Genomic DNA, 18,525 nt, shown 5'->3' with positions numbered 1-18,525 from the left:
GCCGCGTCACACACGACATCCACATCCACCGCCTCGACCCCGAGGAGAAGATCAACGCCGAGCTGCAAAAGGCCGCTTAGGAAGCGACGTTGGGCACTGGCCGACTACAACCGCTGCCGCCGCAAGTGGCATGCCAACCTCGGCCCGCTGCAGACACCGCAGATGGAAGCCCTGCACGAGGACCTCTGGGACATTTTCGACAGCAACGACCAGGACAGCGACAAGGTTAAAGGCGGAATCGCTCTCGACGCCTTTCCCGGGCTGGGCAAGACCACAGCCGTGCTCGCCTTCGCCCGGAAGCTTCACCGCCGCATCATGCAGGAGGAAGGAAAATACACCGACGACGGCCATGAGCGGTGGCCCATTTGCCGGGTCGGACTGACCAGCAACACCGGAATGCGCGATTTGAACCGAGCCATTCTGGAGTACTACGGCCACCCCGGGCGATTCAAAGGCACAGCGGCAGAGTTCGGCTATCGCGCCCTTGACTCAGTCCTGTCCGCCGAGACAAAACTACTGATCGTGGATGATCTGCACTTCCTGAGATGGCAAAACAAGAATGGCATCGAGGTCAGCAACCACTTCAAATACATTGCCAACGAATTCCCGGTCACCTTGCTGATGATCGGCGTCGGTCTGGAAAAGCGAGGACTCTTCACCGAGGGCTCCAGTTATGAGGACTCGGTACTCGCCCAGACCGGGCGCCGCACCACGCGGCTGGGCATGGAGCCGTTCACGATCAGCTCGGAGGACGGCCGCTGGAACTGGCGCAACACCCTCCTGGCGATCGAGGAACGCGTCGTTCTCGCCGACAAGCACCCCGGCATGCTCGCGGATGATCTGTCCGACTACCTCTTCGCCCGCAGCACAGGTCACATCGGTTCCCTCATGACGCTGATCAATCGCGGCTGTCAGCGAGCTGTCCGCACCGGCGTTGAGCGCCTGGACACCGAGCTCCTCGGCAAGGTGAGGAACGACGCCGCGTCTGAGAAGGCCCGCGACGAACTTCAACAGGCCCTCGAGTCGGGGCGGCTCGTCAGCCGGCCAGGAAAGAGGGCGGCATGAGCCAACCACGCACCCTGGCCATCCGCCTGCTCCCCCAGCCTGGCGAGAGTATCGACAGCTGGTTGGAGGCCCTCGCCCGACGTTCCTGGACATCGCTTTCGTCACTGCTGGACGCGTTGAGCCTTCCAACGCCCGAACGAACCAGTCCCCTGTTGGCCGGACTGCCGACCCATCTGCTCCGGCGACTGGAGAAGCAACTCGCACTGCCCCCCGGGCATCTCGACCAGACCGTGCTCTCACCGGGCCTGTTCGGCCGCCGCAGCGCGCCTCACTGGCGGTTCTGCCCGAAGTGCCTGCACCAGACGCAGGGGCGGTGGTCAATCCGCTGGTGGCTGCCCTGGACGTTCGCCTGCACCACGCACCACACGCTGCTGCCGAACCGCTGTCCCATCTGCCTCAAGGAACCACGGGAGTTCCTGCCCAGGCAGGTCCACCGCCACCCACCGGGCCACTGCATGCGGCGAACAGGCCGCAGAAGCGTCTGCGGAGCCGACCTGACCACCACTTCCCTCATCCAGCTCGACCCTCAGCATCCCGTGCTGCAGGCCCAACGGGAACTCGACGCCCTTCGCACGGACAGACACGCAAACACCGACTCTGTTTTCACGGCCGTGGAAGAAAGGCTCTCTCGGCGAACACATGCACTGCAGGACGATTTGAAGGTCATGGGCAGCACTGCCCAGGACGTGTGGTCCCACATGCTCCGCAGTGCCACCAGCGCCACCACCGAATTCGGTGCGTGGCGCACCCAAAATGCAGGACAAAAAATCTTGACACGCGACTTTCTGCAACAAGAATACGAAGAGGGTGGAAAACCTCTTCACGAGATCGCTGATCACTTGTCCCTGCCGCGGGCATTCGTCATCCAGAGAGCAAAAGACCTCGGCGTCACTATTTATCGAGGATCCCGTCCGCTACCCCTTGACGATGAGTGGCTACGCGATCAGTACATCAATCGAGTCCGTTCCGCAGAAGACATCGGTCAAGAAACCGGTGTCTGCGGAGGTGTCGTTCTTCACAGACTCGAATACCTCAACGTCCCCCGGCGCCCGGTCGGCATTCGGAGCTCGATCCAGCTCAACCGAAAGCTCGACGAATCAGTGCCCCGTGACATCCGAGCGGCAGTTGAAGGAACCATCGGCGGCTGGCTCCGCCTGCGCCGCTTCCAGATCCACATGCGCTTCCCCACACTCCTGGCCACAGTCCACTACCTGGGCGGCTCACAAGGTCGGCTTGCCATGCAGTTCAGCCGCCTGGAAGAGGCCATCGGAGCGGAACTGTTCCACCGCTCAGTCCGCCACGAACCCCAACGTCCCACAACTCGAGGCGCATCGCTCCTGCACGACCTCGACGAACCCAACATTCAGCACCTCATGCACGACGCTCTCGGCTCACGAATCGAGCCCTTGCCAGACCAAGCAACCATCGACGCCGCCATCGCCCTCGTCGATGGCGAACGCGCCGCACTGACCACCCTGCACTCGCATGCTCCGCCGCCCGACCGCATCCGCGTTCCTCCGCCGATACTGCCCCTCCTGGAGCACCTCCTAGAACATGCAGACCGAGACACCTACTCGGCCCAGATTCACGCCAGCACAGGCATTCCGTTCAACACCATTTACAAGCAGCTCAAGCGTTTCGAGGATGCCGGCTGGCTTGCAAGTCGCCGAGAAACTGCACACGAGCGCCGGCCCCGCGGCGGACGCGGTCGCACCTATTACGCCCTGTCCGCCGCCGCACGCCGCCTCGCCCTCCGCGGCCTACTCAACAACCGCGGAGAGCTGAGGAAATGGACATCAGCCTGGGACAAAACCTTGGACACGACGATGGGACGACCCCTTGAACCCGCAGGTCAGAGCAATCCCAAAGGACACGGCTGATGGGAACCTACAGCGGGCGCGGCGCACCTGCCGAACAGGACCGGTGCGCCGGGCCCGCCTACGCTGAAGGCAGTTCTGTCCCCTGCGGGAAGGGGGCCGGCCGCCATGGCTCCCCTTTCGAAGGCGCGCGCGGCGCTCGCCGCTCTCCGCGCGCGCCTTCAGGGCGAGGTCCTCGCTCCCGGCGATCGGGGCTACGACGAGGCCCGGGCCGTCTTCAACGCGAAGATCGACCGCCGTCCGGCCGTCATCGCGCAGTGCGCGGGCGAGGCCGACGTCATCCGGGCGGTGCGCTTCGCCCAGGACCTCGATCTGAAGATCGCGGTCCGCGGCGGCGGCCACAGTGTCGCGGGCATGGCGGTCAACGACAACGGTCTGGTGGTGGACCTGCGCCGGATGGACCGGGTCACGGTCCGTCCCGGGTCCGCCTCGGTACGCATCGAGGGCGGCGCCCTGATGAGCCACCTGGACCGCGCCACCCAGCCGTACGGTCTGGCGACCACCGGCGGCCGGGTCTCCACGACCGGTGTCGGCGGCTTCGTGCTCGGTGGCGGCACCGGCTGGCTGGACCGCGCCTTCGGCCTCGCCGTCGACAACCTGCTCGGCGTGGAGCTGGTGACCTCGGACGGCGCCCCGGTCCGCGCGAGCGCCGACGAGCATCCCGAGCTGTTCTGGGCGCTGCACGGCGGCGGCGGGAACTTCGGCGTCGCCACGGCGCTCACCCTCAAGCTGCACGAGCTGCCCGAGTTCTCGATCGCCCTGCTCATGTTCCTGCCCGAGCGGGGCCCGGAGGCGGTCCGGATCTACCGCGACCTCCTCGCCTCCGGCGCGCCGGAGGTGGGCGGCGCCGTGCTGTACCTGACCGGCCCGCCCCCGCCGTTCGGCCCCGGGCACCTGGCGGGGACGCCGCTGTGCGGGGTGCTGGTCACCTACGTCGGCGGCGAGGACGGGCTGCGGGGGCTCGCCCGGCCGCTGCTGGCGCTGCCGCACGAGTCCGAGGTCGTCACCGCGATGCCGTACGCCGATGCGCAGTGCCTGCTCGACACTCCGCCCGGGCTGCGGAACCACTGGTCGGTCGAGTACGTGCGCGCCCTGCCCGACGAACTCGTCGACGCCTTCTGCGCCCGCGCCCCCTCGATGCCCGTCCCCTCGGCCTGTCGGCAGGTGCTCCTCCCGCAGGGCGGCGCGGTCGCCTCCGGGCCCGCCCAGTACCCGGTCCCCTTCCGGGACGCGCCCTGGGCCGTGCACCCGCTGGGTGTCTGGGCGGACCCGGCGGACGACGAGCGGGCCCTTGAGTGGGTGCGGGGGGTGCGCGCCGACGCCCGGCCCTGGAGCACCGGGGCGGTCTATCTCAACTTCATCGGGGACGAGGGCAGGGACCGGGTGGTGGCCGGCCTCGGCACCGAGCACCTCAACCGGCTGGCGCGGGTGAAACGCCAGTACGATCCGGACAACGTGTTCCGCTACAACCACAACATCCAGCCCGCCTGACCGGGCTCGTGACCGCCTGACCGGGGCCCACGTGCGCCCGGGGCGTCCACGCGGGTAGCGTCACCGCATGGACAGCCGTGTCGACCCCCAGGTCTCCCAGGGCGCCGGAATCACCGTGCAGCGGGCGCTGGAGCTGCCCGGACTGCGCAGCGGGCTGCCGGAGGTGCTCGCCGGCGCCGACCGGCTGCACCGCACGGTGCGCTGGGTGCACGCGGGTGAGGTCCCGAACATCGCCTCGCTGCTGAAGGGCGGCGAACTCCTCCTGACCACGGGCTACGGCTTCGGCACCCGCCCCGCCGACCAGCGAGCGTTCGTCCGCACGCTGGCCGAGCGCGGCATCGCGGCCCTGGTGGTGGAGCTGGGCCCGCGCTTCACCCGGCTGCCCGCCGCCCTCGTGGAGACGGCCCGCACCGCCGGGCTGCCGCTCGTCCAACTGCACCGTGAGGTGCCGTTCGTGGCGGTCACCGAGGAGATCCACACCGAGATCGTCAACGGGCACTACGCGCTGCTCCAGCGGGCCGAGGAGGTGCACCGCCGGTGCACCGAGGCGCTGCTCGGCGGGGGCGGGGTGCCGCAGGTCCTGCGGATCCTGGCCGACCTCGGCGGCAACCCGGTGTTCCTGGAGACCGCCGACGGCCAGCTGCTGTACGCCGCCGGGGCCGGGCCCGGGGACACGGATCCGCTCCAGGTGTGGGAGGGGCTGCGCGGACAGCACAAGGACGCGCCCCCGGCCGGCACGGTGATCGTGGACGTGCCGGGGGGCGGACCGGGCACGGGCTCGGTACGGGCCCGGCTGGTGCTGCTGCCGGTCGGTGCGCCGGTGGCGCCGGTGCACCGGCTCGCCGCCGAGCGGGCCGCGGGCATCCTCGCGGTGGTGCTGATGCAGGCCCGGCAGGAGGAGGAGCTGGCGGCGCGCGGGCGCGGCGATTTCCTCACCGACCTCGCCGAGGGCCGGATCGCCGCCGAGGACGCGCCCGCACAGGCCCGGGTGCTCGGCTTCAAACCTGGCGGCGGCCCGCTGCTGCCGGTGGTGATGCGACTGGCGGACGGCCCCGCGCCGGGCGGCGGGGGCTGGGCGGTGCTGGCGCGTGCGGTCGCGGAGGAGCTGGGGTCGGTGGGCGTGCCGGTCCTGCTCGGGGTGCGGCCGGTGGAGGGCCGGGTGCCGCTGCTGCTGGGCCTGCGCTCGGAGTCGGAGCGTTCCACGGTCGCCGACCGGGTGGCCGCGGCGCTGCGGGCGGGGGTGGAGCGGGCCGGCATGCAGCGGCCGGGCGCCCGGCCGCCGGTCGTGGTGGTGGGGGTGGCGGGCGGCTGGGCGGCGGCGTCGGCCGGGCTGCGGCACGCGGCGGAGACCGCGACGGCGGCGCAGGGGCTGCCGGAGCGTCCCTGGCACGACGCCCGGCGCCTCGACATCGACCTTCTGCTGTGGCGGCTGCGCGACCATCCCGATCTGGCGGCTTTCGTGGAACGCGCGATCGGTCCGCTGCGCGACCACGACCGCCGTTCCAGGCCGCCGCTGCTGCCCACGCTGGAGACGTATCTGGCGCACGCGGGCCGCAAGGCGGAGACGGCCCGCGAACTGCACCTGAACCGGCAGACCCTCTACAACCGGCTGGCCCGGATCGGGGAGTTGCTGGGCACGGACCTCGACGACCCGCAGACGGTCCTGGCCCTGAGCCTGGCCCTACAGGCGCGCCGGCACGTGCCTCAGGGGTAGGGGCCGGTGCGGTGCCGGTCGTTACGGGGAGGGCCGAGGCCCTACCGCCACGGGTCGAGCCGCGGCTGCGTCACCTCGTCGTGGGCCCGGTGTGCGGAGTCGAGGCGTCGGGCCGGAGTGCCGTGAGGTCCGGGGTGCGGTGGTGCGGGGCGCCCGCCGAGACGCCGAGGAACTCGGTGGCCTCGGACCCGGTGTCGTGGCGGGACGGTCGGCGGCCCGGGCGTACCGGCCACCAGGTGGCGCGGCCGAGGAGTGCGGCGAGCGCGGGCACCAGGACGATGGACAGGACGAAGGCGGAGAGCAGGATGCCCAGCGCGGTGGCGAAACCGACCTGCTGGGTGGAGGAGGCGGCGTTGACGGCGAGGCTGCCGAAGGACGCGGCGAGGACGACGCCCGCGGTGGCGATGGCGGGGGCGGTGTGGCGCACGGCGCGGGCGACGGCGGCGCGGGCGGGGCCGGGGCGCTCCATCTCCTCGCGGATGCGGTCGCTGATGAGGATGTTGTAGTCGGTGCCGAGGGCGACGACGAAGAGGAACAGCACCAGCGGCAGGACGAAGTCGACGCCGGGCTTGTCGAGGAGGTGCTGGAAGACGAGGGCGGAGGCCCCGAGGGTGGCGGCGAAGCCGAGGCCGACGGCGATCATGAGGATGACCGGGGCGAGCAGGCTGCGTAGCAGGACGAGCAGGATGAGGGCGATCAGCAGCGCGGCGACCGGGAAGACGATCCTCAGGTCGTGGTCGACGGCGGTGGAGATGTCGGCGAAGATCGCGGCGGTGCCGCCGACGTGGGCTTCGAGGCCGTCCGGGGTGTGCTGGGCGACGGTGTCGCGGAGGGGCCCGGCGACCAGGTCGCGGGCCTGCGGGCTCTGGGTGTCGGCGGTGAGGTAGACGTCGATGCGGGCGGCGGTGCGGTCGTCGGTGAGGACGGGTGCGCCGACCCGGCCGACGCCTTTGACCCGGGCGAGCGCGTCGGGCAGGGCCCGCAGTCCCTTGGCGGTGAGGGTGCGGCCCTCACGGGCGGTGACGTAGACGGTGGCCGGGTCCGAGACCCCGGCGGGCAGGGCGCGGGCGATCTCGGCGGAGGTGGCGGCGGCCGGGGTGTCGTGGGCGGTGGCGGTCTGGCCGAAGTCCATCCGGATGCCGATCAGTCCGGCGGCCGGGGCGGCCAGCAGGGCGACGCAGGCCACCGCGAGGAGCAGGGGGCGGCGGGCGATCAGGGCGCCGACGCGCCCGGCGGCTCCGGCGCGGGGCGCGCGCTTGAGGGCGCGGGAGGGCCAGAACATCCTGCGCCCGGTGACCGCGAGCAGGGCGGGCATCAGAGTGAGGCTGGCCAGCAGCATGACGAGTACGGAGACGGCGATGGCCGGGCCCAGCACACGGAACTGTCCGAAGGTCGCGACACCGAGAGTGGCGAAGGCGGCCACGATGGTGAGGGCCGCGGAGGTGATGGCGGTGCCGACCCGGGCGGCGACCTCGGCGGCCACGGCACGCGGGGGCAGGTCGGGGCGGGCGCGCAGTTGTTCACGGAAGCGGAACAGGAGGAAGAGGAAGTAGTCGATGCCGATGCCGATCAGCACCACACCGATCAGGCTGGGGGTGGAGGTGTCCAGCCTGATGCCGGTGAGCATGGCGGCGCCGACGACCGCGCCGGCCGCCGCGCCGCCGGTGATCACGACGGCGAAGAGGGGGATGAAGGCGGCCAGGACGCTGCGGAACACCAGAATGTTGATGAGGACGATCAGGCCGGTCATGGCGATGCCGACGACCAGTTGAGTGGTTTCCTCGGCGTCGGTGGTGTCGACGAGGTCGGCGAGCCCGCCGGTGAAGCCGACGCGCATCCCGGTCTCGGCGTACGCGCCCGTCGTCTGCTCGCGGAAGGCGCGGTAGAGGTCGTGCAGGCCGGGGTCCGCGGAGTTGCCGGTGAGCTGGACGGTCAGTAGTTCGAAGCTGCGGTCGGGGGCGGCCATCGCGGGGCTGACCTTGGGGGTCTGGGAGTAGTCCTTGGTCAGGAACGCGGGCTGGTCCTCCGCGGGCTCGGGCATCTCCACTCGCCGGTTGCCGAGCCGCTCGGCGACGGCCGCGACACGGCGGTGGTCCGCGGCGGTCATCGCCCTGCCGTCGGTGCGCGCCACGAGGACGGTCACCGCGTTGCCGTCGGGCTTGGCCCCGAACCGCTCCTCGGCAATCTTCAGGGCGGCGGCCGAGTCGTACCGCGCGGGCAGGAAGTCACCGCTCTGCGTCTCGGTGACGCGGTAGATCAGCACCTGGCCGAGCATGGTCAGAAAGACACCCACCACCGCCCACAGGGCGATGACCTTCCATGGGCTGCGGGTCGCGAACCCGGTCAGGGCGCGGATCACCTTGTCCTCCAAGGGCGTTGGGGGCCGGGATGTCCCGGCCGGCAAGGTTTGAGGATTCCGGGGTGCCGGGGTCTCCCGGCCGATGTCCAGCTCATCAATCGATCGCGCGCGGATCGTCGGAGTGCCGGAGGAGAATCCGCCTGGGAGCACGGGCCGGGCCGGGGCCCCGACCAGGACCCTGGTCCTGGTCGGGATCGGCTCGCGGTCCGAAAGGCGCGGCCCGCGCCGGTGCCAGAATGGAGCAGGAGATGACGGTCGCGCCGCGTCGGCGACGGCCGGTGGACGGCGGCCGGCGGGAAGGACCGGAATGTCGACGACGCGCTCCGTGCCCGGGGCCCACGAGGCCCCCGGCGCCGCACCGGGCGGTGACGTGCTGCCGTGGACGCGCCATGACGCGCTGGTCGCGGTCGGCGCGGCAGCCATCGACCTGATCGGCTTCGGCCTGACCAGCCAGGCCGACCAGGGCCAGGTCCCAGCGGTCGGGTATGTGCTGCTGGTGCTGTCCGCGCTGCCGCTGCTGGCCCGCCGCCGCCTCCCGGTGCCGACGCTCGGGGCCGTGCTGCTGTTCGGGCTGGTGCTCAATCTGACCGTGCCGATGGCGCAGCACTTCAACGCCACGGTCGCGGTCGCGCTCTATACCGTCGTACGGTCCCGGGGCCCGGCGGTGGCGGTGCCCGCGGCGCTCGTGGCCGTGACGGTGCCCCTGGTGGGGCAGACCCCGCGGCCGGGGGTCGTGGACCTGTGCGGCACCGCGTCAGCCGGGGCGCTCGTCAGTGCGGCCGCGCTGGTGATGAACCGCTGGGAGCGGAACATCGCGGCCAACCGCCGGCTGCTCGCCGACCGGGCGGTGGCGGACGAGCGGCGGCGCATCGCACGGGAGTTGCACGACATCGTGGCGCACCACATCACCACCATGCAGCTGATGGCCGGGGGCGCCCGGGCCAATCTCGGCGGGGACCGGGCGGTCGTCGAGGACGCCCTGGTCACCCTGGAGAAGTCCGGTCGGGTGGCGCTGCGTGAGATGCGGCAGATGCTGGACGTACTGCGGACCGGGGACGAGCCCGCCGAGACGCCGACCGCCCCGCAGCCCGGGGTCGGGGACCTGGAACGGGTCGTCGCCGAGTCGTGCCGGGCCGGGCTGCCCACCGTCCTCGACGTGCGCGGCGAGGACCGCCCGCTGTCGCCGGGCCTGAGCCTGACCGTCTTCCGGATCGTGCAGGAGGCCCTGACCAACGCGCACAAGCACGCGGGCGAGGCCAGGGCGTCCGTACGCCTCGCGTACGGCCCCGACGCGGTCACGGTGGAGGTGTCGGACGACGGCGCGGGCGTGCCGGCCGGGTTCCGCGGGCCGGGCGCCGGGGCGGGTTCCGGATACGGATTGATCGGGATGCGGGAACGGGCCCTGCTGCACGACGGGACGCTGGAGGCGGGGCCCCTGACGGACGGCGGGTTCCGGGTCACGGCCCGGCTGCCCCTCACGGCGGACGAGGGGAGCGCTGCGATGAGCGGGGCAGCGGGTGAGGGCGCGGTCCGGGTGGTCCTCACGGCGGACGAGGGGGCGCTGCGATGAACAGCCCGGCGGGTGCGCGGGCGATCCGGGTACTGCTCGCGGACGACCAGCCGCTGGTGCGGCGCGGTCTGGCGCTGATCCTCGCGCCCGACCCCGGCTTCGATGTCGTGGGCGAGGCGGGCGACGGGGCGGAGGCTGTGGAACTCGCGCACCGGCTGCGGCCCGACGTCGTGGTCATGGACATCCGGATGCCCGTCCTGGACGGAGTCGCCGCCACGGAGCGGCTCACGCGGGAGCTGCCAGGGTGCCGCGTCCTGGCCCTCAGCACCTTCGACATGGACGAGTACGTGGTGGCCGCGCTGCGCGCGGGGGCCATCGGGTTCCTGCCGAAGGACGTCTCGCCGGAGGAGCTGGTCGCGGCGCTGCGGATCGTGCACACCGGGGAGGCGGCGGTCGCACCCCGGCTGCTGACCCGCCTCATCTCCACGTACGTCCGGGCCTCGCACCCCGCTCAGCCGCCCGTCGCCGACTTCGCCGACCTCACCCCGCGCGAGGTGGAGGTGTGGCGGCTGATGGCCACAGGGCTGGACAACGCCGACATCGCGGAAGCGATGAGCATCAGCGTGTCGACCGTGAAGAACCACATCACCGGCGTCTTCGGCAAACTCGGCGTCCGCGACCGGGCCCAGGCGGTCATCGCGGCGTACGAGACGGGGATGGTGGAGGTGGGAGGGAGGGGGTAGGGGCCGGTGCGTCACCGGTCGCTACGGGTAGGGCCGCACCTGCGTCAACTCGTCGTAGACGCTCAGCACCTGGGCCACGGTCTCGTCCTCGGTGGGCCAGGTGGCGGCCTGCCGGGTGCCCCTCTCCCGCAGCAGCTCGCGGCGCTCCGGGTCGTCGAGGAGCCGTACGACGGCGGTGGCGAGCGCCTCCGCGTCTCCGAAGGGGACGAGTTCGGCCGCGTCGCCGACGAGTTCGCGGACACCGCCGACGGCGGTGGCGATCAGCGGCACGCGCGCGTGCAGGGCCTCCTGCGCGAGGACGGACCGGGACTCCCAACTGCTGGGCAACAGTGCCAGATCGGCGGCGGCGAGCAGGTCGCCGACGTCCTCGCGCCGCCCGAGCAGCCGCACCGGCAGCTCCTCGTCCTCGATGCGCCGCTGCAGCACCGTCCGCAGCGGCCCCTCCCCCGCGACGACGACCAGAGGCGCCGGGTCGAGGCGCCGCCAGACGCGGGAGGCGTCGAGCAGCACGTCGTATCCGCGGTACCGCTCCAGGGAGCCGACCGCCATCAGCAACGGCCGACCCGTCGCGCCGAGTTCGGCCAGGGTCTTGGAGCGCAGCCCGTCGGGGTCGTCGTACTCGGGGGACGTGCGGGGTGCCGGCAGGGCGACGGCGGCGAGCCGGGCGTCCCGCGCGCCGCGGCGGCGGGCCCGGCCGACCAGGTCGGAGGACGTCCCGAGGACGACGGACGCGGCCCTGGCCACCCGCCGTTCCAGCAGGCGCTGGAGGTGGACGCGAGCGCCCTCGGCGTGCGCCCGCGTGTGCCAGGTGACCACGAAGGGGGTGCGCCGCCCGCCGAGTGAGAGCGCCGCGCGCAGGCCCGCGTGCAGCCCGTGCGCGTGCACCAGGTCCGCGTCGGCGCAGACGGTACGGAGCGCGGTCAGGGAGGCGGGGTGCGTACTGCGGGGCACAGGGATGTGCTCGGCGCCGACGCCGGTGAAGTCGTAGGTGCGCTCGGCCTCAAGGGGGGCGCACACGGTCACGCTCACGCCCCTGGCGACCAGACCCGCGGTCAGCGACCGCACATGCGCGCTGCTGCCCGCACTGCCCCCGCCGAGCACCTGCACGGTGCGCAGCGGCGTCCGGCCGTGCGATGAGTGGCTGCTCGCGAGGCTCACGTGGCCGGGGCTCCTGGTTCGGCATCGGGCGGTCACGCAGAAACGTACAGACGGATCGCGCGGTGGGCGTGGACCGCGCGAGGTGCTCCGCGGATGACTCAAGCATGCCAGGGAGCGGGGGCGGCGCGGCACCGGCGGAGGGCCGCGACGATCTCGGGCCGAGCGGCCGGCGGCGCGCCCGGTCACTCCCCCGGGTGAGAGCGCGTGGAGGGTTCGGGGGTGTACGCGTGGTGGGTTCGGGTGCCAGGGACACGGCGAGCCGGGGTGTGTCCGCTCCCGATGTCCTCGCCGCCTCGGTCACCTTCTCCCCGAACGTCGAGTTGTGGGCCACTTTCGGCAACACCCCCCTGACGGATGACGACCAGCTCGGGGAGGAACTGCCCCAACTCGCGCTGGCTCTGGGAGAGTGCTGGCAGGGAGTCCTGTCCGCGCGCTACCCCGACCGGGAGATCACCGTCGAGGTGAGCGACGAGGAGGACGGCTCCTACGGGCCGACCATGGCCTTCTGGACATCACCGGCCATCCCGGGACTTCGGCTAGCACTACAGGTCACTTCCTCCCGCGAACTACACAGTCTGACCACATGAGCTCGCGTCTGGGCGGCGCTGGACTGGGGCCCCGTGCCCTGCCCCCGCTGACCTCGTGCTCTCCATCCCCCTGTTCGGCGTCGAGGGCTGCGGTCGTTCGGCGGCCTCCCAGGCCGGTGCCGACTGCCGGTGGTCGGCGTGGGGGTTCGCAACGCCGTCCTGTCCGTCGTACGTACGGGCGCGTTCTGTGAGCGCAGCCGCAGGGCGAGGTTCACGTCTATCGCCGGGCTGGGCGACGCTCAAGTCAAGCCCTGTTCATGCAGCGATAACTTCGCTGGTCAAGGGGCCGGTGAAACCGTTCCGTACGACGTGACCTCGTCCCGCTATGAGGGCGCGATTGAGATCTACCGCTTCTTCGCTGGCGTCAGTTGGCGGCGCTCTCACCCCAGTGTGAGCCATCGGATGCCCAGGCGGCTGACGTCCGATGCTTCCTCCCTGGTGATCGGCTCGCGCCCCGTCGCCTTGCGCAGGAAGCGAAGCTGGCTCCAACCCAGCTTCTCCAGTGCCGCTGCCCTATCCGGGCCAAGCAGAAGGTCCTGCACCACATCTGCGGCCTGAGAAGTCAGCCACGGCTCGCGCCCCAGGGCGTCGGCCAGGTCCAGGCCGTGCACGGCGACCTCAACCACGCGCGTCAGCAGGAACTCTGACAGGAGCATCGGGTCGCCGTGCCGGGTGCGCACCACACGCCCTTCGGGCTCGGCCCGGCACAGTCGGTCCACCTGTTGCCAAGTGGCATTGAAGTCGTCGGCGAGCGCGGCACCACTGAGCTGTTCGGCTGCATGATCTTGAGCCAGGGCAATCCGAGCCGCGTTGATGTCCGGAGCGAAACGGTCGTCAGGCCGGTAGTACTCCACTGCCGAGACCTCGGCACGGGTCGGCGCCGGCGCGGCCAGCATTCCCGGCAGCCAGGCAATCACCACCCGGACGTGAGCCAACAAGTCGCACACTTTCCACGGTGCACACCGCGACGGCAGACGCCACTCGGCCGCCGAGACCCCAGTCATCGCCCGCGCGAGCTGCCCCGCCTCCAGACGAAACGCTTCAACTACCCGCCCCTGATCCACGCCGGTCAAGCTACCCGGCCTGGGTCTTCCCGGGCGATCTCTCGGTTCGTGGTGATGTCTTCGGCGATCGACTCGCGCGACTCCTCGGCCCTACTCGGAAGGATTCCTAGCGCGGGTCGACTCCGCTCATTCGAGTACGGCATCAACCGTTTCAAGAGACACTCCCGCTTGATCCTTCTCTGCCACTGCGTAGCCGGGCACTGACGGCCATCGGACAGTCAACACCACCGACTCCTCCTCCGCGAACCATGAATGGTCGACTCCGCGCCCCCACACGACGTAATCGCCCTGCTGTTCCAGAAGAATGCTGCGGCCAGGAAGTTCAACGCGGAAGCGACCGCTGATGAGAACCAGGAGAGCTGTGCGCGCCTCACCCTTCACCCACTGCGATCGCTCATCGCCACGGGGGTGGACGCCCCATTTGATCTCCACAGCATCGCTGTGGCGCGGATCGCCAAGATCCTTGAAGTGTCCGAGAAGCCATCCCCGGTCCAATGCTGCATCCTTGCCCGCGTTGCCCACGTACACGCTGTCATTCACGGGGCCGGACGCTAGCACTGTGACCGGATAGGTTCACCGGTTGCCGATCAGATCGCCCCAAAGTGCTGCCGGGTACTCTCTTCCCGCCGTTGACTGAGGGGAGTTGTTGAGTGGCCGGGTTACCTGGGTGTTCTGCGCACTCAGAGGTTGGTGCTGGAGCCGATCCGTCGCGAGGACAGCGACGATCTGTTTGAGACTGTGGTTAGTCAGGACAGCATCATGCGGTGGCTGGCCACTGGCCGGGCAGACAGCCGGTCTGCCGCCGAGGCCATGTGCGACGATCACGTCGCGCACTGGGCCAGGCACGGCTACGGCGACTTCGCGGTCAGGGACGCGGAAACACATGTCTTCCTCGGGCGGGTGGGGCTGCGTAACCGCGCCCGCTACGGAGTCGATCTCGGCTTCGCAGTGCATCCACGGGCGCAGGGCCGGGGGATCGCGGGCGAGGCCGGGCGTGCCTGCTTGGACCTGGCGTTTCGTCGACTCGCGCTCCCGGTCGTCTTCGCGTTCGTCCTGCCCGGCAATGCGGCATCGATCGCGGTACTGCGCCGCTTGGGCGCCCAGGCGGCCGGAACCGTCCAGTCCAGCGGCCTGCACTGTCTGCGTTACCGGTTTGACCCTGCCGCCGCCCCGGCCGTCACGGAGCATGCAGTGGATGACGGTGGTGCAGGCCTTCAGCTGATGGACACGGCCGGCCCCGGCGACCGGGATGTCCAAGCCACGCTCCGTGACGGTCTGCACGCCCCTTTCGGAGTGAACGGGTTTGGTCTGGCCTGGGCGGACAAGGAACATGCGCTCACGGTTGTCCGTGACGGTCAGCCGGTGGCTTCTATGGGGGTGGCTGTTGCGGGACATGGCGTTCGATGGTTCACCGCGCCGTGTCGCCGGGCTGGGCAGTGTGCTGGTGGATCCTGCCCATCGGAGTCAGGGCATCGCCCGGACCATGATCAGCGTCGCGGTCGAACACGCACGGGCGGCCGGTGCCGAAACGATGATGCTGCTGTGTCGCCCGGAGCTGGTTCCGCTCTGCACGCAGCTCGGATGGCGTCGGCTGTCTGTGCCAGTCACTGTCCGGCAGTCTGACGGTATCCGGCGCTGTCCGCTGACCGCGATGACTTACGACGTGGCCGACCTGCCCCAGCCCACCGTCGGTGTGGACTTGCAGGGCCTGCCCTTTTGACGCGCTGGACAGGGGTCATTGCCGGTGTGGTCAGGTTGCCCCGGCAAGAGGGCGTCCTCCCCAGCGAATGCCCTTTTACAGCGTGTTGCTTCCCTGCAAGCCCTTAAAGGTTGTCTCACGTGGCAAGTTTCGCGAGCTTCTTGTAGCAGGTCAGGGCGGCGGCCATGGCCAGGCCTCGGCTCCGCCAGTCATTGCGGACCACGTACGGGATCTTGAAACCACGAGCAGCCCATGGCAGGCTCATGCCGCATGATCGATGAATTCGCGAAAAACAACCTGCACGAGAGACTGCGGCGGGACCGCAAGGCGCTGCTCTGGAAACTCGACGGCTTGTCCGAATACGACGCCCGCCGACCTTTGACAGCGACCGGGACCAGCCTCCTCGGCCTGGTCAAACACGTGGCCACCGTCGAGGCCAGTTACTTCGGCGAGGTCTTCGACCGCCCTTCCCCGGAACCGCTGCCCCGGTGGCAGGACTCCAACGGCAGCGATCTGTGGGCGACCGAGGACGAGACCCCCGATCAGATCATCGGGTTCTACCGGCGCACGTGGGAACACTCGGACGCGACGATCAACGAGCTTCCCCTCGACACCCCCGGCCGCGTGCCGTGGTGGCCGGAGCCTTATGCCGACACGAACCTGTTCGCCATCATGGTCCATGTCCTCGGCGAGTCCATCCGGCATGCCGGGCACGCCGATATCCTGCGCGAGGGCCTCGACGGCCGGACCGGGTTGCGCGCCGAACTCGAGAAGCAGATCGACAAGGAAGCCCGTGCAGCCTACTGCGCGAAGATCGAGCAGGCCGCCAGGTCGGCCGCACCAATCAAGGCTTAGAGGTCGCGCGGATAGGCGTGGTGGGGTCGGAGGGAAGTAGTACAGGCACCGGTCTGGCGATCACGGAGTTGCGACGCTCTGTGATCACTGGGTGCCTGCGCCTGCGCTTCCGTCATGGCTGACCAGGGTTCTTTCAGCTTCGGCGGCTACGGTGCTGTTCCTTGGCGTCGTACTCCTGCCGGGCCTGCTCTACCTTGCCCAGGTTGACCGACCAGTCGGCGAGTGCTGCGAACAGCGGCGCCAGGCTGCGTCCCAGTTCGCTGATCTCGTACTCCACCCGCGGTGGAACCTCGGGGTGGTAGGTGCGTACGACGAGCCCGTCGCGTTCCAGCTGCCGTAGCCGTTCGGTCAGCACCTTGGGCGTGATCGTGGTGATGCGGCGTTCCAGCTCCACGAACCGATGCCGCCCGTATTCATGGAGGGCCCACAGAATCGGAGTGGTCCAGCGGCTGAAGACGATGTCGACCACCGGAGCGATCGGACATGCCTGCTCGGGGGCGATGTCGATACGAGCCGCCGGAGTCGTGTTGTGGGTCACAGTGAGCCCTTCTTTCCATTACTTTCCTGTAGGTACCTACTATCCCCGTGCCGGTAGCTTCCGTTGGGGCCCACAGAGGACTCGTCAACGGGAGCGAACATGATTGTGGTTACTGGAGCTACGGGCAACGTCGGACAGCCGCTGGTTCGGGCGCTCGTCACGGCCGGTGAGCAGGTGACGGCGGTGTCGCGAGGGATCTCCGCACGGGACATGCCGGAGGGCGTACGGCACCATCAGGCCGACTTGGCCGAGCCGGAAAGCCTCGCGCCCGCGCTCGACGGCGCCGACGCACTGTTCCTGCTGACCTCGGGCGACTTCGTATCGGCCGGCGGCAGCGTCAGCGACGTCCTCGATGTCGCGCGGGCGGGCGGGATCGGCCGGGTTGTCCTGCTGTCCTCCCAAGGCGTTGCCACAGGAAGCCACCCCTCGACACTGGAGGACCCCGCCACGCAGTCGGATCTGGAATGGACACTGCTGCGGCCGGGAGGTTTTGACTCCAACACGTTGCAGTGGGCCGAGATGGTCCGCGCGCAGCGGATGGTCGGCGCGCCGTTCGGTGACGTCGCGCTGCCGACCATCGACCCGGCCGACATCGCCGAGGTCGCCGCCGTGGCATTGCGGGACGCCGGCCACGCTGGCAGGGCGTATGAGCTGACCGGGCCGGCGCCGATCTCACCTCGGCAGCAGGCGATGGCGATCGCCGACGCGCTGGGTGAGCCGGTGCGGTTCGTCGAGCAAAGCCGCGCGGAGGCTCGGGCACAGATGCTGCAATTCATGCCCGAGCCGATCGTGGAAGCCACCCTTGACATCCTGGGCACGCCGAAAGCCGCTGAGCAGCGGGTGAGCCCCGACGTCGAGCAGGTCCTCGGCCGCCCGCCCCGCACCTTCGCCGAGTGGGCTGCGCGCAACGTAGCAGCCTTCAAATAAGAGGCCGCACAGATAGGCGCGGTGGGGGAGCTCAGCGGCAGAACGGGCACCACCCTGGTGATCATGGAGTTGCGACACTCTGTGATCACTGGGGAGACCTGTGCCCGCGCTGCCCTCATGGCTGACCGAACTGCTCTGGGACCATTCGCGGTCCTGCTGCCCAAGCGGCCGGTATACCACCCGGACCATCCGCTCGGCTGCGACGCGCGCGCATCAGCGACGGGATTATCTTCGACAAGCTCCTGCAACTCCTGAGCAGAAATCTCTCGCCGGCTGCAAGACAGCTCACTCAACAGAGTTCAACGCCGGGGCAATTGTGGCGAAGGCCCGGTCGGTCAGTTCGGCAGGGTCCTCAGCACCGTCGCTGCCGCTCCACCGTTGCAGCACGGCGTCGAAGGCGGTGAGCGCCATACCCGCGGCCAGCTGCGGGTACAGATCGGTGTCGGGGTCGAGCCCCAGGCGCTGCGCCAACTCTGCTGCCAGATCGTCGCGCCACTGGTCCTGGCGCTCCAGGAAGCGTGCGCGCAGGGCGGAGGTGCGCAGAATCAGCTGAACCACGCGCAGTGCCCTGTCGGAATGGTCGGCGCAGGCGGCCAGGGAGACCCACACCGTGTGCTGCAGGGCCACGGAAGGCTGCTCCTCGATGGGGCGAGACGCCAGCGCTTCGCGCATGCCGGTGCCCATGTCGGCCAGGAACTGGACGACCACGTCCTCCTTGGAGGCGAAGTACCGAAAGAACGTCCGCTTGGACACGCCGGCGGTGGCGGCGATCTCGTCGATGGTGACCGCGTCGAACCCCTTGAGCGCCAAGAGCTGCAGCGCCGCTTCGCTCAACTCGTTGGAGACGAGCAGGCGTTTGCGCTGGGCCATGGTGACTTCAGGGCGTGAGCTCACCGGCCGATCATACTCCACGCCATCCATGACACTCGGTTATCTGC

The 18,525-nt window shown here is 70.1% G+C and carries 17 protein-coding genes and 2 pseudogenes; 12 read left to right on the top strand and 7 right to left on the bottom strand.

The window, feature by feature from the left end; translation table 11 throughout:
• The 4 genes from ACWD5Q_RS31420 to ACWD5Q_RS31405 all read left to right on the top strand — a co-directional run.
• Positions 1–1,065: ATP-binding protein (locus ACWD5Q_RS31420; protein WP_451430469.1), on the top strand; the 1,065-nt coding region annotated here is incomplete at its 5' end.
• Complete coding sequence (locus tag ACWD5Q_RS31415) at positions 1,062–2,945, top strand: TniQ family protein (protein ID WP_451430468.1); 1,884 nt, start codon at positions 1,062–1,064, stop codon at positions 2,943–2,945. The genes ACWD5Q_RS31420 and ACWD5Q_RS31415, both read left to right, overlap by 4 nt.
• A gap of 105 nt (positions 2,946–3,050) precedes the next feature.
• The gene (locus ACWD5Q_RS31410; protein ID WP_451430467.1) at positions 3,051–4,433 is read left to right on the top strand and encodes an FAD-binding oxidoreductase; all 1,383 of its coding nucleotides are present in this window, start codon (positions 3,051–3,053) and stop codon (positions 4,431–4,433) included.
• Positions 4,434–4,500: 67 nt separating this feature from the next.
• On the top strand, positions 4,501–6,147 hold the full coding sequence (locus tag ACWD5Q_RS31405; RefSeq protein ID WP_451430466.1) for a PucR family transcriptional regulator: 1,647 nt from the start codon (positions 4,501–4,503) through the stop codon (positions 6,145–6,147).
• Between the two features lie 70 nt (positions 6,148–6,217).
• Here the strand turns inward: ACWD5Q_RS31405 and ACWD5Q_RS31400 are convergent, their stop codons facing one another.
• Positions 6,218–8,506, bottom strand: a complete 2,289-nt coding sequence (locus ACWD5Q_RS31400) for an MMPL family transporter (RefSeq protein WP_451430465.1) — start codon at positions 8,504–8,506, stop codon at positions 6,218–6,220.
• Positions 8,507–8,813: 307 nt separating this feature from the next.
• On the opposite strand from ACWD5Q_RS31400, the gene ACWD5Q_RS31395 reads away from it, so the two are divergent.
• Both ACWD5Q_RS31395 and ACWD5Q_RS31390 read left to right on the top strand, forming a co-directional pair.
• Positions 8,814–10,076 (top strand): sensor histidine kinase, encoded by a 1,263-nt coding sequence (locus ACWD5Q_RS31395; RefSeq protein WP_451430464.1) that lies wholly within the window; start codon positions 8,814–8,816, stop codon positions 10,074–10,076.
• A complete protein-coding gene (locus ACWD5Q_RS31390; protein WP_451430463.1) occupies positions 10,073–10,759 on the top strand; it encodes a response regulator in 687 nt (228 codons plus the stop codon). The genes ACWD5Q_RS31395 and ACWD5Q_RS31390 overlap by 4 nt, the downstream gene beginning before the upstream one ends.
• Positions 10,760–10,780: 21 nt before the next feature.
• Here the strand turns inward: ACWD5Q_RS31390 and ACWD5Q_RS31385 are convergent, their stop codons facing one another.
• Positions 10,781–11,917 (bottom strand): glycosyltransferase family 4 protein, encoded by a 1,137-nt coding sequence (locus ACWD5Q_RS31385; protein WP_451430462.1) that lies wholly within the window; start codon positions 11,915–11,917, stop codon positions 10,781–10,783.
• Positions 11,918–12,144: 227 nt separating this feature from the next.
• Here ACWD5Q_RS31385 and ACWD5Q_RS31380 point away from each other — a divergent pair, with 227 nt between their 5' ends.
• Positions 12,145–12,504, top strand: coding sequence for a hypothetical protein (locus ACWD5Q_RS31380; protein ID WP_451430461.1), 360 nt, complete (start codon positions 12,145–12,147; stop codon positions 12,502–12,504).
• A 380-nt stretch (positions 12,505–12,884) separates the two neighbouring features.
• Here ACWD5Q_RS31380 and ACWD5Q_RS31375 read toward each other — a convergent pair whose 3' ends face one another.
• Positions 12,885–13,568 (bottom strand): maleylpyruvate isomerase N-terminal domain-containing protein, encoded by a 684-nt coding sequence (locus ACWD5Q_RS31375; RefSeq protein WP_451430460.1) that lies wholly within the window; start codon positions 13,566–13,568, stop codon positions 12,885–12,887.
• Positions 13,569–13,694: 126 nt separating this feature from the next.
• Positions 13,695–14,108 carry a signal peptidase I gene (locus tag ACWD5Q_RS31370; protein ID WP_451430459.1) on the bottom strand — a complete coding sequence of 138 codons (414 nt, stop codon included), beginning with the start codon at positions 14,106–14,108 and terminating at the stop codon, positions 13,695–13,697.
• Positions 14,109–14,258: 150 nt separating this feature from the next.
• Here ACWD5Q_RS31370 and ACWD5Q_RS31365 point away from each other — a divergent pair.
• Together ACWD5Q_RS31365 and ACWD5Q_RS31360 are read left to right on the top strand one after the other, a co-directional pair.
• Positions 14,259–14,612, top strand: a pseudogene (locus ACWD5Q_RS31365) (GNAT family N-acetyltransferase); the annotation flags it as partial.
• A 349-nt stretch (positions 14,613–14,961) separates the two neighbouring features.
• Positions 14,962–15,288: a GNAT family N-acetyltransferase gene (locus ACWD5Q_RS31360; protein WP_451430458.1), complete on the top strand. Its 327-nt coding sequence runs from the start codon at positions 14,962–14,964 to the stop codon at positions 15,286–15,288.
• A gap of 115 nt (positions 15,289–15,403) precedes the next feature.
• Here the strand turns inward: ACWD5Q_RS31360 and ACWD5Q_RS31355 are convergent, their stop codons facing one another.
• The gene (locus ACWD5Q_RS31355; RefSeq protein WP_451430457.1) at positions 15,404–15,532 is read right to left on the bottom strand and encodes a hypothetical protein; all 129 of its coding nucleotides are present in this window, start codon (positions 15,530–15,532) and stop codon (positions 15,404–15,406) included.
• Positions 15,533–15,537: 5 nt separating this feature from the next.
• On the opposite strand from ACWD5Q_RS31355, the gene ACWD5Q_RS31350 reads away from it, so the two are divergent.
• Positions 15,538–16,122: a DinB family protein gene (locus ACWD5Q_RS31350; protein ID WP_451430456.1), complete on the top strand. Its 585-nt coding sequence runs from the start codon at positions 15,538–15,540 to the stop codon at positions 16,120–16,122.
• Positions 16,123–16,255: 133 nt separating this feature from the next.
• Here the strand turns inward: ACWD5Q_RS31350 and ACWD5Q_RS31345 are convergent, their stop codons facing one another.
• Positions 16,256–16,660: a winged helix-turn-helix transcriptional regulator gene (locus ACWD5Q_RS31345; protein ID WP_451430455.1), complete on the bottom strand. Its 405-nt coding sequence runs from the start codon at positions 16,658–16,660 to the stop codon at positions 16,256–16,258.
• A 99-nt stretch (positions 16,661–16,759) separates the two neighbouring features.
• On the opposite strand from ACWD5Q_RS31345, the gene ACWD5Q_RS31340 reads away from it, so the two are divergent.
• The gene (locus ACWD5Q_RS31340) at positions 16,760–17,587 is read left to right on the top strand and encodes an NAD(P)H-binding protein (protein ID WP_451430454.1); all 828 of its coding nucleotides are present in this window, start codon (positions 16,760–16,762) and stop codon (positions 17,585–17,587) included.
• 100 nt (positions 17,588–17,687) lie between these two features.
• Positions 17,688–17,892 (top strand): annotated as a pseudogene (locus ACWD5Q_RS31335) (IS5/IS1182 family transposase); the annotation flags it as partial.
• On the opposite strand, the gene ACWD5Q_RS31330 reads toward ACWD5Q_RS31335, so the two are convergent.
• On the bottom strand, positions 17,873–18,508 hold the full coding sequence (locus ACWD5Q_RS31330; RefSeq protein ID WP_451430453.1) for a TetR family transcriptional regulator: 636 nt from the start codon (positions 18,506–18,508) through the stop codon (positions 17,873–17,875). The pseudogene ACWD5Q_RS31335 and the gene ACWD5Q_RS31330 overlap by 20 nt on opposite strands.
• Positions 18,509–18,525: the final 17 nt, after the last annotated feature.

It is taken from the genome of Streptomyces sp. NPDC002513, assembly GCF_053595355.1.
Note: the sequence above shows the minus strand (reverse complement) of the source record. Positions and strands in the feature narration are given on the sequence as shown.

What these genes read in the sequence shown, in the direction of transcription:
- ACWD5Q_RS31395 (WP_451430464.1), top strand. Translation starts at nt 8,814, where the DNA reads ATGTCGACGACGCGCTCCGTGCCCGGGGCCCACGAGGCCCCCGGCGCC.
- ACWD5Q_RS31360 (WP_451430458.1), top strand. Translation starts at nt 14,962, where the DNA reads ATGGCGTTCGATGGTTCACCGCGCCGTGTCGCCGGGCTGGGCAGTGTG.
- ACWD5Q_RS31350 (WP_451430456.1), top strand. Translation starts at nt 15,538, where the DNA reads ATGATCGATGAATTCGCGAAAAACAACCTGCACGAGAGACTGCGGCGG.
- ACWD5Q_RS31340 (WP_451430454.1), top strand. Translation starts at nt 16,760, where the DNA reads ATGATTGTGGTTACTGGAGCTACGGGCAACGTCGGACAGCCGCTGGTT.
- ACWD5Q_RS31415 (WP_451430468.1), top strand. Translation starts at nt 1,062, where the DNA reads ATGAGCCAACCACGCACCCTGGCCATCCGCCTGCTCCCCCAGCCTGGC.
- ACWD5Q_RS31355 (WP_451430457.1), bottom strand. Translation starts at nt 15,532, where the DNA reads ATGAGCCTGCCATGGGCTGCTCGTGGTTTCAAGATCCCGTACGTGGTC.
- ACWD5Q_RS31410 (WP_451430467.1), top strand. Translation starts at nt 3,051, where the DNA reads ATGGCTCCCCTTTCGAAGGCGCGCGCGGCGCTCGCCGCTCTCCGCGCG.
- ACWD5Q_RS31330 (WP_451430453.1), bottom strand. Translation starts at nt 18,508, where the DNA reads ATGGATGGCGTGGAGTATGATCGGCCGGTGAGCTCACGCCCTGAAGTC.
- ACWD5Q_RS31390 (WP_451430463.1), top strand. Translation starts at nt 10,073, where the DNA reads ATGAACAGCCCGGCGGGTGCGCGGGCGATCCGGGTACTGCTCGCGGAC.
- ACWD5Q_RS31405 (WP_451430466.1), top strand. Translation starts at nt 4,501, where the DNA reads ATGGACAGCCGTGTCGACCCCCAGGTCTCCCAGGGCGCCGGAATCACC.